An 11,852-nucleotide genomic window follows, 5' to 3' on the forward strand; every position below is an offset into this window, starting at 1 on the left:
GAGGAATTCCAATTTCATGACATCTGGAAATCAGCCAACGGTTGTGATTGTTCCCGGCTTTCGCGATCACATGCCGGAGCACTGGCAGTCGCTGCTGGCGGAGCGCTTGCAGCAGCAAGGACGAGCCGTGCGCATCGTGCCCCAGATTGACCAGGACAAGAGGCTGCGCCGTGCCAGGGTGGCGAACCTGGAGCGTGTCGTCAGCAGCATCCCGGGGCCTGTCATCCTCGTTGGTCATAGTGTGGGCTGCCTGATTACCGTTCACTGGGCAGAGGCGACGGAGTGCACTGTGCAGGGCGTCTTGCTTGCCGCGCCGACCGACTATGAAAGCCCGTTGCCGACCGGATACAAGGACCCGCAGACGCTGGCAGATGAGGGCTGGATCCCGATTCCACGGCGGCATCTGAAATTCCCGAGCATCGTGGTCGCGAGCCGCAATGATCCGCTCGGGAAGTTCGAGCGAATCCGCGAGTTGGCGCAGGCCTGGGGCAGCTGGTTTGTCGACGCCGGTGAAGTCGGGCATCTTGGGCCGGCGGATGGCTATGGAACGTGGCCACTGGCAGAGAAACTCGTTCAGGAACTCTGAGCGCGAGCGCCGCCCGTCGCGGGTAACCAGTAACGAGCGACGCTGTCGTGTTGGCAATAGCACCACCAAACGGGGCTCCGTGGAGCCAGCCGCTGCGCTGGCGAACATGCGCGCCTTCAGTGACGCAGACCGAAGGGCGCTGTTAAGCGGAGCGACGCTCAGACGTCGAGCACGATCTTGCCGACGTGATGATTCTCGGCCTGGTAGCGAAAGGCCTCGGCCATGTCTTCGAGCGGGAAGTGCCGGTCAATGACCGGGCGGATGCCGGTGGCATCGATGGCCCGCACCATGTCAAGCTGGTGGCGGCGGCTCCCGACGAGCAGGCCAGTCAAGCGCAGATGCTTGCGCAGCAGTTGCGTGACGGTGACCGGCCCGGTCGCGTTCCCCAATGATCCGATCACGGCGATATGTCCGCCGACACGTGCTGCCGTCATCGATTGGTCGAGGGTCGCGGCGCCGCCAACCTCGATCACATGGTCGGCGCCAGCGCCATCCGTCATCTCGCGCACGGTCTCGCCCCACTGCGCAGTCTTGCGATAGTTGATCAGGTAATCGGCGCCAAGCGCCTGAAGCCTGCCGAGTTTCTGGTCCGACGATGAGGTGACGATCACGCGCGCGCCGGCCGCTTTGGCGAACTGCAGGGCAAAGACCGATACGCCGCCGCTGCCAAGCACCAGCACGGTCTCTCCGGGTTTCAGGCGGCCATCGACAAACAAGGCCCGCCAGGCCGTCAGGCCCGCGGTGGTCAGGGTCGCGGCCTCGGCATGGCTGTAGCCGCGTGGGGCGAGCGTGAAGCAGTCTTGCGGCAACGTCACGGCTTCCCGCGCAAAGCCGTCGACGCCATCCCCGGGGACAGTAGAGAAATCGCACAGGCGCGGCTCTCCGTCATGCCACGTCGGGAAGAAGGTGCTGACGACGTGGTCGCCGACCGCGAATTCTTTTACGTCCGCGCCGACGGCCGTGACTTCTCCGGCGCCGTCGGCCATCGGAATGCGCCGTTCCGTCAGGCTCCGGCGGCCGGAAACCACCGCGTAGTCATGATAGTTGAGCGAACTGGCACGTATGCGGACGGTGATCTCGCCCGGTCCCGGAGGGGTGACGGCGGCGCTGCCGACGACGATGCGCTCGAAGCCGGCCGGTGGATCGAGGTAGATAGATTTTGCTGGAGTCATGGACATTCCCTTTGACCCACCGAAGCGCTTCCGCCCCGGTGGTAATTCCGTGGTGCATCGGACTAGACAATAACGGAATTGTTCACGTCGGCGAGCGTGTTCGCCCCAAGCATTGCCATGTTCCGATCGACCTCGTCGCGCAAGAGCGTGATGGCGTGGCGAACACCCTCGGTTCGGCCAACGGACGCAGCGTAGATAATGGGCCGCCCCAGGAAGAAAATGCGGGCGCCCAGTGAAGATATCACCGCCTCGCCAGATACCACCATCCCGGTGACAAGGGGGCGCCTGCGGCCAGGCCAGGTACCATAAAAAGGCGGTCGCTCCGGAATCCGGGGCGGCCGCGAAAGAGCATCGGTTGCAGGATCGATGCTGCGAGACGCGTTATCAGAACTCAGAACTTGTGGCGGATGCCCACTGCCGCGCCGAACATGTTGCTCTGCCCGTTGGCCAGCACGTAGCTGTTGCCCAGCGACAGGCTGTTGGCATAGACCGTGGCCAGCGATTCCAGCATCAGGCCGGCATTCTTGGCGTATGCCGTGGTCAGGTACACGTCGGTACGCTTGGAGAACGCGTAGTTCGCGACGAAGGCGATCTGCCACGGATTGGCGACATGGGTATCGCCATACAGGCTCTTGACGTCGTCGTAGTTGTATTCGAGCGTCAGGCCGATGGCGGGGGTGACCTGGTAGGTAGCGCCAATCCAGTAGAAATCGTCGCGCTGGATCACCACGTCCGCGGCGTTCTTGTTCTGGCCCCAGCGGTAGCCGCCCATGATCTTTGCCGGGCCGTACGAATAGCTGGCGCCAACCACGGCCTTCCTGACCGTGCCGTTGCTCGTGCCGATGGTCGGGTTCCACTGGTCGTAGCCGAAGGTCACGCCGAACGGACCACCCTGGTACGCCGCCGCGGCGCCCCAGGCGGTGTCGCGCCGGAACTGCCCCGGCACTTCGCCGCTGCCACCGATCGGCGTGGCAATGCCGACGGTCTGCGGCAGGGCCAGGCCGGTGCCGAAGGACCAGTGCGCCAGCGCCGTGACCGGGCCGAACTTGCCGGTGTACTTGATGGTGTTGTCGGCGCGGAAGTTCGGGCCGGACTGCAGCACCACCGGCTCATACTGGGTGGCATAGGCGGCCGGCGAAAAGTTGGCCAGGGCCTCGAACATCGAGGTGTACTGGCGGCCCAGGCTGATCTGGCCGATGCCTGCCTTCTGCAAGCCGACGAAGGCCTGGCGGCCGAACAGGCGGTTGCTTTGCTGCATCGTGCCGATATCGAGGTTAAAGCCGCTCTCCAGCACGAACAGCCCCTTCAGGCCGCCGCCGAGATCCTCGGTGCCGCGCATGCCCCAGCGCGAGCCGGAGATGCCGCCCGAGTTCATGCGGTAGACGTCGTTGGCCGGACCGCGGTTGAACTGGTTGCCCGCCACGGGCACCGCGCCGACATGGTTGGCGTATTCGACGTTGATGTCCACCACGCCATACAGCGTGACGGTCGACTGCGCGAGGGCGCCGCCCGAGCAGGCCAGCGCTGCGGCTGCAGCCAATGTCCTGAGCTTCATGGATTGTTCTCCCCTTGTTTCCTTTGGTGTTGGGATGCGGATGTTTCCGTCTGGTTTGGTATTGCCAGGTACTGCTAGATCAATGCGCCGGATCAGCCGGCGCGCAGCAACTCGTCGATCAACGCGTTCGCGCGCGGCCATGGGCCGTAGCCCGCGGCGGGATTGAGGTGGCCGACTTCGCCAAGGTCGACCAGCTTGCTGCCCCAGCCGGTGGCCATTTCTGCGGCGCGCTGGTAGCTCGCCAGCGGATCGTTGCGGCTGGCGGCGAGGATGGTCGGGAAGGGCAGCGGGGTTCTCGGAACCGGCAGCCAGCCGTGTTGCGCGAGCGTGGCGGTGTCCGGGTAGCCGGCCGGCATTGGGGATGCCAGGTCGGCGGGGGTGGCCAGCAGCGCGCCGCGGATCTTGCGGCGGTGTTGCGCGGCCGAGTGCGTGGTCCAGTGCGCGGTGACCCAGTGCACGGTGATCATGACGCCGGCGCTATGCGCGACGAGTACGACCGGGCCTTCGATCTCGGCCAGGGCGGCGTCCAGCGCCGCGACGCGGGCATCGCGGCTGAGCTTGTCGTGCTCGAGCGGCGGTACCGAGCGAGCGTTGGGCAACTGTGCCTGGAGCAGGGTCTGCCAGTGCTCGGCGACGTGGTCGCGCAGGCCGGGTACCAGCAGCACGGTGGTGTCAGGGGAAAGGCTCATGGTTCTGCAGGAAAGTCAGTGAGAAGTTGCGGAAGCGGTGGCTTCATGCCCGCTCTCCAGGCGGCGCAGGTCGGCCGCGTAGTAGCGGCGGCCGGCAAGGAAGGCGGCGGCGGCCAGCAGCGACGCCAGCGGCACCGCCTGCAACGCGCCGCGCAGGCCGATGTGGTCGGCCAGCAGGCCGGTGACGAAGGGGCCGGGCGCCAGGCCCAGCAGGTTGTTGGCCAGCGTCAGCGTGGCAAAGGCGGTGGCGTGGATGGCCGGGCGCGTCAGGTTGGCGACCGCGGCGCTGGCCGGGCCGGCGGTGCCGCCGACAAACAGCATGCCCGCACCGATCAGCGCCAGTTGCGCACTGCCCGCCGGCAGCCGGAACGCCGCCAGCAGCAGGACGCAGCAGGTCAGGCTGTAGGCGACCGCGATCCCCCACTTGCGGCGCGGCGCGTGGCGAGCCAGCCAGTCGGTCATCGCCCCGCACAGCACCATGCCGACGCCGCCGGCCAGCACGAACCCCGCAGCGGCCACGCCGGCACGATCCGTGGCCATGCTGTAGTAGCGCGCGAGGTAGCTCGGCATCCAGGTCAGCAGGGCGCCCATCACCAGCAGTTGCAGGGCGCTGCCGACATAGGCGCAGAGGATCGAGCGCGCCGAGAACAGGGCGGCGAGCAGCGGCCGCAGGGCCATGGCGGGCTCGCGCGTTCCGGTCTCCGCGTCCTCGCCCAGCGCCTTGCGCCGGGCCTGCAGCCGCGGTTCGGTCACGGCCAGGCGGAACACCGCCACCAGCACCAGCCCGAACAACGCCATGCCGGCAAAGGCCCAGCGCCAGCCGAAATGGGCCGACAACGCGCCGCCCAGCGCCATGCCCAGCACCGAGCCGAACGCGCCGCCGGCGATAAAAGCGGAACTCAGGCTCGCGCGCAGGTGGCGCGGGAACACCGACAGCACCACCGCTATGCCGACGCTGCCATACGCCGCCTCGCCGATGCCCACGCAAAGGCGTGCGATGAACATCTGCCCGAAGCCGTTCGCCAGCGCGCAGCCCAGCGTCGCCAGGCTCCATAGCATCGCCATCAGCACCAGGCTCCTGACCCGGCCCCAGCGGTCGGCCAGGATCGACAGCGGGAACGTCAGCAAGCCCACCATCAGCGCCACGATGCCGCCCAGCGCACCCAGTTCGGTATCGCTCAGCGACCACTCGGCCTTCAGCAGCGGGAATACCGCGTTCAGTACCTGGCGGGACATGTAGTCCGACAGCAGCAGGCCAAAACTCAGGGCAAAGACGATCCAGCCGTAGAGGCCGGATTGCGATGCCTTGCGAGAGGTGCCCGAGGTGTCCGAGATGCCCGAGGGCGTTGCAACGGCGCGATGGGTAGTGGGTTGCCCGATCATGAAAGCTCTTCCAGTAGTGCACCGGCTGTGGCCACGGTTGCGCCAGCAGGGGAAATCGGTCCGCTTGCAGGGGGATGCAGGCCGGTCGCGACCCGCAAAGTATCTAGGATTGGCGATCGCGGGTTTGGCTTTGCGGGACATCTCCTTTGCATTCCGGGACAATCGGGGAAAACGAGAGGAAGCCGGGAGGAAGCGCGCAGGCGAGGGACTGCCGCAGTGAACGCCTCACCTGGCGCCATCGGCATGCACGGGGCCTCGTGGCATGGCAAGACCGTGCCGCCACCGCCTATAGTCGATGCGTGTCAAACGAGATCGCTGCTCATGGAGCCCCAGAAACTCACACGCTTCGCAGGGCAGGACGCCGGCAAGATCGCCGGCTGGCTGCGCTGGCTGCCCGGCGTGCAGGTGTTGAAGTCCTATCGCCCGGAGTGGCTGCCGCGAGACCTGGCCGCCGGGCTGGTGCTGACCACCATGCTGATGCCGGTGGGCATCGCGTATGCCGTGGCCTCCGGCGTACCGGGCGTCTACGGGCTTTACGCCACCATGGTCCCGCTGCTGGCGTACGCCTTGTTCGGGCCGAGCCGGATCCTGGTGCTGGGTCCGGATTCGGCATTGGCGGCGCCGATCCTGGCCGTGGTGCTGCAGGTCGCCGGCGGCGATCCGGCGCGCGCCGTACTGGTGGCCAGCATGATGGCGGTGGTCTCGGGGGTGGTCTGCCTGGTGATGGGGCTGCTGCGTCTTGGCTTCGTGGCCGAACTGCTGTCCAAGCCGATCCGCTACGGCTACATGAACGGCATCGCCTTCGCCGTGCTGGTCAGCCAGCTGCCGAAGCTGTTTGCGATTCCCGTCGAGGATGCCGGACCGCTGCGGGAAATGCTCAGCCTGGGCAGCGCCATCCTGGCCGGACAGACCCATTGGTACAGCTTCGCGGTCGGCGCCGGCAGCCTGGCCCTGATCCTGGCCCTGAAGCGGTTCGAGCGCGTGCCGGGCATCCTGATTGCGGTGGTCGTCGCCACGCTCGTCGTCAGCGTGTTCGATCTGGACCGGCAAGGCGTCAAGGTGCTGGGCACGACGCCGCAAGGCCTGCCGGCCTTTGTCGTGCCGTGGCTGGACGGCGCTGACCTGATGGCGATCGTGGTGGGCGGGTGCGCGGTCGCGCTGATCGCCTTCGCGGACACCAGCGTGCTGTCGCGCACCTATGCCGCGCGCACTAAAACCCGTGTCGACCCGAACCAGGAGATGGTGGGGCTGGGCGCCGCCAACCTGGCGGCGGGACTGTTCCAGGGCTTCCCGATCAGCAGCAGCGCCTCACGCACGCCAGTGGCCGAAGCCGCCGGCGCCAAGACCCAGCTCACCGGCGTGGTCGGCGCGCTGGCCGTGGCCTTGCTGCTGATGTTCGCCCCTAACCTGCTGCAGTACCTGCCAAGCAGCGCGCTGGCCGCGGTGGTGATCGCCGCGGCCATCGGCCTGTTCGAGGTCGCCGACCTCAAACGAATCTTCCGCATCCAGCAGTGGGAGTTCTGGCTGTCCATGGTGTGCTTCGCGGCCGTTGCCGTGTTCGGCACCATCCAGGGGATCTTCCTTGCCGTGGTCATCGCCGTGATCGAATTCCTCTGGGACGGCTGGCGCCCGCACTACGCCGTGCTGGGGAAAGTGGACGGGCTGCGCGGGTACCACGATACCGAGCGCTACCCGGATGCCAGGCGCATCGACGGACTGGTCCTGTTCCGCTGGGACGCCCCGCTGTTTTTTGCCAATGCCGAGCTGTTCCAGGAACGCCTGATGGAAGCCGTCGACGCCTCGCCGACACCCGTGCGCCGCGTGGTGGTCGCCGCCGAACCGGTGACCAGTGTCGATGTCACGTCGGCCGACATGCTGCGCGAACTGAGCGGCATGTTGCGCGAGCGCGGCATCGCTCTGCATTTCGCCGAAATGAAGGACCCGGTGCGGGACAAGCTCAAGCGCTTTGAGCTGCTGGAAGCGTTCGGCGATTTCCACCCCACCGTGGGCAGCGCGGTCGATGATTACCTTGGCAAGGAAGACTGATGCCGCAGGCGGCCGCGCCAGCGCTTGCAGGCCACGCCACGCTTGCCACGGCAACCCGTCGAAGGAGCCGACATGAACCGCCGATTGCGGGTCTTGCGAGCGCTGGCATGTGCCAGCGCATGCCTTGCCGGGCTGGCGCCGGCAGGGACGGCCATTGCCTACTTTGACCACTACCTCGCCGGCACCGTTGTCGGCACGCTTACGCAGAAGCAGTTCGACGTGCTGACCGACGTCTTCCGCCGGACGCTGGAGCAGGGCGCCGATGGTGCGCGCGTGCCGTTCACGCTGCCGCCCGACGCCCGCGAGCGGAAGGTCGAAGGCGCGTTCACGCCGTTGCGTTCCCGGCAGGACAAGGGCGACCGGTGCCGGCAACTGCGCAGCGAGTTCCGCCGTGCCGGCGTGTCCGAGAGCTGGACCGGCTGGTACTGCAAGGAGAAGGGCGGCGACTGGAAGTCGCGCAAGCTGGCCGACTAGGCAAATGCGCGAGTTTCCAGCCTAGTAGCGCGACTCAACGTACCGGTGGGGATAGTCAGGTTCCTGGTATCCGTGTGCTTTCTGCCTGGCCGGCAGCTTGACCGCCTTGCGCGCGATCTCCTGGTACGGGATCCGGTCCAGCATGTGCCGGATGATATTCAGGCGCGCCCGCCGCTTGTCGTTCGAATCGGCGACATACCAGGGCGCGTAGTCGCTGTCGGATGCCGCGAACATGGCGTCGCGCGCGCGGGAATAGTCGTACCAGCGGCTGTACGAACGCAAATCCATGTCGGTGAGCTTCCAGATCTTGCGGTTGTCGTGGATGCGTCCCTTCAGGCGGCGGGTCTGCTCTTCCGGGCTGACTTCCAGCCAGTACTTGATGAGGATAATGCCGGAATGAACAATGGCCCGCTCCACCAGCGGGACGGCCCGCAGGAACTCCTCGGCCTGGGTCTCGCTGCAGAACCCCATCACGCGCTCGACCCCGGCACGGTTGTACCAGCTGCGGTCGAAGATGACGATCTCGCCGGCCGCTGGCAGGTGTGGCAGATATCGCTGCACGTACATCTGGCTCTTTTCGCGTTCGGTCGGGGCCGGGAGCGCGACCACGCGGAAAACGCGCGGGCTGACGCGTTCGGTGATCGCCTTGATGGTGCCGCCCTTGCCGGCGCCGTCGCGGCCCTCGAAGACCACGCAGACCTTGGTGCCGCTGGCCTGCACCGATAGCTGCAGCTTGACCAGTTCGCCATGCAGGTGGCGGAGTTCTTTCTGGTAAGCCTTTTCGGACATGCGGGACATGCGTTCGCGCGGCTGCGCCTGCCCGTCGTCCTGGCGGTCCTCGGTGTCATCCCGCGGACGGGGCGGCTCGGTCTCGGCCTGCTCCTTGTCGTGGCGCTTCTCCTTATGCCTGGCCATGCTCCACCTCCATTCGGTTCGGCCGCCTCGAGACGAGGGACGGCAAGACTTCCGGTATCGCTGTGCTGTCCGACCTTCCTCACAATAGACAATATCGGACAGCAATATCGGGCGCGAGCCTTGACCCCGGCATCCGGCCCCCGATGCTGCAAAAGTTTTTGCTCTCATTTGCGTAAATTTTTCATCTCTGGTGCGGACGCCGGCACCTATAGTTTTTCAGGGCAATAAAACCTGGCGATCGCTTTTACCTTTCCCGGACCTGGCGCGAGCAGTGTGCTGGCGCCAGGCCGGAAGTTCAGCCCCGGCCGCAGCCTGGCGACGGGGCGAGGGAGACTGGCCATGGAGGGGCGGGGAATGCGTCTTTGGCGCCGTGTCGGCGCCTGCCTGTGCGCCGGCCTGGCATGGCTGGCGCTGAATGCCCATGCGCAGAATGCGCCAGCCCAGCCGGCACCGTTCAAGCCGGAAGAACTGGAGGCGCTGGTCGCGCCCATCGCGCTCTATCCCGATTCGGTGCTGTCGCAGGTGCTGATGGCCTCCACCTATCCGCTCGAGATCGTGCAGGCGGCCCGCTGGGTCAAGGCCAATCCCAAGGTGAAGGGCGACGCCGCGCTGAAGGCGGTCGAGAGCCAGTCCTGGGATGTCAGCGTCAAGTCGCTGGTGGCGTTCCCGCAGGTGCTGGAGCCGATGAGCGACAAGCTCGACTGGACGCAGAAGCTGGGCGACGCGTTCATTGGCCAGGAGAAGGAAGTGCTCGACGCCGTGCAGCGGCTGCGGGCGCGCGCGCAGCAATCGGGCAATCTCAAGTCGAACGAGCAGCAGAAGGTCATTGTCGAACCTGGGCCGGCACCTTCGGCGCCGGCCCAGTCAGCGCAGGCGCCACCGCCGGCGCAAACCATCGTGAAGATCGAGCCGGCGAACCCGGAAGTCATCTACGTACCGGCCTACAACCCGACGGTGGTGTACGGTGCCTGGAGCTATCCGGCCTACCCACCGTATTACTGGCCGCCTTACCCCGCGTACTATCCTGGTGCCGCGCTGATGACCGGCTTTGCCTGGGGCGTGGGCCTGGCCGCTGCGGGCGCCATTTTCGGCAACTGCAACTGGGGCGGGGGCGACGTCAACATCAACGTCAACAAGGCCGCCAATATCGACCGCAATTTCGACCGCACCAAGGTGCAGGGCGGAGGGAAATGGCAGCACGACGCCTCGCACCGCAAAGGGGTGGCGTACCGGGATAACGCGACGAGCGAGAGGTTTGGCGGGCGCGATGCGGCTGCCGCCAACCGCCGCAACGAATTCCGCGGCCGTGAAGGCGCGGGCGGCGTGTCGGACCGCATGGCCGGCGGGGATCGCGGCGGGCGCGGTGACCTGGGCGGCGACCGCGGCGATCGTGGTGGTGTTGGCGATCGTGGTGGCGCGGACAGGGCTGGCAATCGTGGGGGGGCCGGCGATCGCGCCGGCGTGTCCGATCGGGCCGGCGCGTCCGATCGCGCCGGGGCGTCCGACCGGGCTCGCGCTTCGGACCGGGCCGCTGGCGGTGGTCGCGACAACGCATTCCAGGGCGTAGGCGGCGGAGGTGCGACCGCGCAGCGCGACTTCGATCGCGGCCGCGCGAGCACGCAGCAGGCCTCGTTCCGCGACGGTGGCGGCCACCGTGGCGGTGGCGGTGGCTTCAGTGGCGGAGGCGGCCGTGGCGGTGGTGGCTTCGGCGGCGGCCGCGGTGGCGGCGGCCGTGGCGGACGGCGTTGAGGGGGGCAGCGATATGCAACGCGCGCAACGATCGTTCCTGGCCCGGCCCTGCCGCGAGCTGTTCGCTCTCGGGGGGATGCTGCTCGCCCTGGCGACGGCGCCGGCCTGGGCGCAAAAGAACTTCGCCACGCCCGAGGCGGCGATGAACGCCTTCGGCGAAGCCGTGGCCACCAGCGACGACGACGCGATGAGCTCGCTGCTCGGCGCCCGCTATACCGACCTGATCCCGCCGGTCGGCGCCGAGATCCGCTACAAGTTCCTGGAAGCCTGGCACCAGTCGCACGCGATTCGCCCCGACGGGTCCGAACGTGCCCGCATTGCCGCGGGCAAGGACGGCTGGACCATGCCGATACCGCTGGTTAAGACGGCAAAGGGCTGGCATTTCGATACGCGCGCCGGTGTCGAGGAGATGCGCGTGCGCCGTATCGGCCGCAACGAACTGGCGGCGATGCAGACCTTGCTCGCCGTGCGCGATGCTCAGAACGAGTACGCGCAGATCATGCGCCAGGACCGCGGCGTGACGGCGTATGCATCGAAGCTGGTCAGTTCGCCCGGCAAGCATGATGGCCTGTACTGGCCGACGCGCCCCGGCGAGCCGGAAAGCCCGCTTGGCCCCGCCTTCCTCAGCGCCGAGCATCGCAGCGCGCCGGGCGGGGGCTACCATGGCTATCACTACCGGCTGCTGACGTCGCAGGGTTCGCACGCGCCGGGAGGGAAGTATGACTATGTCGTCAATGGCAAGCTCTTTGGCGGGTTTGCCGTGATTGCGTGGCCGCTCCGGTATGGAGATACTGGCATCAAGAGCTTTATCGTGAGCCATGACGGCCGCGTCTACGAGCGCGACCTCGGTCCGGACAGTGCGGCAAGGGCCCGGGCGATCCGGTCCTTCGATCCCGGCCCGGGGTGGACCGAGGTCAAGCCATGACGCCCCGGGCGACGGAATGTCCGTCGCCCTTGTACTGACAGCGGAGGTGATCCATGTCCGTTCTCATGCTTAGCAACATCGATGCCGCCGTCACCGACGAAGACATCGGCGCCTTCCTGGTGAAATACGGCTTCCCGGAATACAACAGCATCGAGCATATGGATGGCGACGGCAGCCGGCCCGCGGTCAGGCTGACCTTCGACACGCTCGACGACGAGACCCTGGACAAGCTCAAGGGCCGCATCCACCAGATGTTCTGGCATGGCCACAAGGTCAGTGCGCTGGTGATGCGCGAGCGTTTCAGTTGAAGCGGCCGCCGCTTCCCGGAGGCTAACCGGCTCGTTCGTCCCCGGGCCCG

11 protein-coding genes and 1 pseudogene are annotated in these 11,852 nt (G+C 67.0%); 6 read left to right on the top strand and 6 right to left on the bottom strand.

Annotation, left to right across the window (positions count from 1 at the left end):
- The first annotated feature begins 16 nt into the window (after nt 1–16).
- Nucleotides 17–586 (top strand): RBBP9/YdeN family alpha/beta hydrolase, encoded by a 570-nt coding sequence (locus tag ACIP1U_RS30860; RefSeq protein ID WP_400323177.1) that lies wholly within the window; start codon nt 17–19, stop codon nt 584–586.
- Nucleotides 587–744: 158 nt separating this feature from the next.
- Here the strand turns inward: ACIP1U_RS30860 and ACIP1U_RS30865 are convergent, their stop codons facing one another.
- The 5 genes and pseudogenes from ACIP1U_RS30865 to ACIP1U_RS30885 all read right to left on the bottom strand — a co-directional run bounded on the left by ACIP1U_RS30865 (nt 745) and on the right by ACIP1U_RS30885 (nt 5,385).
- On the bottom strand, nt 745–1,758 hold the full coding sequence (locus tag ACIP1U_RS30865) for an NAD(P)-dependent alcohol dehydrogenase (protein ID WP_400323180.1): 1,014 nt from the start codon (nt 1,756–1,758) through the stop codon (nt 745–747).
- Nucleotides 1,759–1,820: 62 nt separating this feature from the next.
- A pseudogene (locus tag ACIP1U_RS30870) lies at nt 1,821–1,994 on the bottom strand (alpha-hydroxy-acid oxidizing protein); the annotation flags it as partial.
- Between the two features lie 155 nt (nt 1,995–2,149).
- Nucleotides 2,150–3,313 carry a porin gene (locus ACIP1U_RS30875; RefSeq protein ID WP_400323183.1) on the bottom strand — a complete coding sequence of 388 codons (1,164 nt, stop codon included), beginning with the start codon at nt 3,311–3,313 and terminating at the stop codon, nt 2,150–2,152.
- Between the two features lie 92 nt (nt 3,314–3,405).
- Entirely contained in the window at nt 3,406–4,002 is a 597-nt protein-coding gene (locus ACIP1U_RS30880) for an RBBP9/YdeN family alpha/beta hydrolase (RefSeq protein ID WP_400323186.1), read from the bottom strand.
- A gap of 15 nt (nt 4,003–4,017) precedes the next feature.
- On the bottom strand, nt 4,018–5,385 hold the full coding sequence (locus ACIP1U_RS30885) for an MFS transporter (protein WP_400323189.1): 1,368 nt from the start codon (nt 5,383–5,385) through the stop codon (nt 4,018–4,020).
- Between the two features lie 321 nt (nt 5,386–5,706).
- Between ACIP1U_RS30885 and ACIP1U_RS30890 the strand changes: the two genes are divergently transcribed.
- Complete coding sequence (locus ACIP1U_RS30890) at nt 5,707–7,431, top strand: SulP family inorganic anion transporter (RefSeq protein WP_400323192.1); 1,725 nt, start codon at nt 5,707–5,709, stop codon at nt 7,429–7,431.
- 72 nt (nt 7,432–7,503) lie between these two features.
- Nucleotides 7,504–7,905: a hypothetical protein gene (locus ACIP1U_RS30895; RefSeq protein ID WP_400323195.1), complete on the top strand. Its 402-nt coding sequence runs from the start codon at nt 7,504–7,506 to the stop codon at nt 7,903–7,905.
- 21 nt (nt 7,906–7,926) lie between these two features.
- On the opposite strand, the gene ppk2 is transcribed toward ACIP1U_RS30895, so the two are convergent.
- On the bottom strand, nt 7,927–8,703 hold the full coding sequence (gene ppk2 / locus ACIP1U_RS30900; protein ID WP_400323247.1) for a polyphosphate kinase 2: 777 nt from the start codon (nt 8,701–8,703) through the stop codon (nt 7,927–7,929).
- Nucleotides 8,704–9,174: 471 nt separating this feature from the next.
- On the opposite strand from ppk2, the gene ACIP1U_RS30905 reads away from it, so the two are divergent.
- From ACIP1U_RS30905 to ACIP1U_RS30915, 3 genes are all read left to right on the top strand, one after another.
- A complete protein-coding gene (locus ACIP1U_RS30905; protein WP_400323198.1) occupies nt 9,175–10,569 on the top strand; it encodes a DUF3300 domain-containing protein in 1,395 nt (464 codons plus the stop codon).
- Nucleotides 10,570–10,645: 76 nt separating this feature from the next.
- The gene (locus ACIP1U_RS30910) at nt 10,646–11,494 is read left to right on the top strand and encodes a DUF2950 domain-containing protein (RefSeq protein ID WP_400323250.1); all 849 of its coding nucleotides are present in this window, start codon (nt 10,646–10,648) and stop codon (nt 11,492–11,494) included.
- Nucleotides 11,495–11,547: 53 nt separating this feature from the next.
- A complete protein-coding gene (locus tag ACIP1U_RS30915; RefSeq protein ID WP_400323201.1) occupies nt 11,548–11,802 on the top strand; it encodes an RNA-binding protein in 255 nt (84 codons plus the stop codon).
- Nucleotides 11,803–11,852: the final 50 nt, after the last annotated feature.

The sequence above is a fragment of the Cupriavidus sp. NPDC089707 genome, assembly GCF_044748965.1.
Taxonomy (GTDB): Bacteria; Pseudomonadota; Gammaproteobacteria; order Burkholderiales; family Burkholderiaceae; genus Cupriavidus.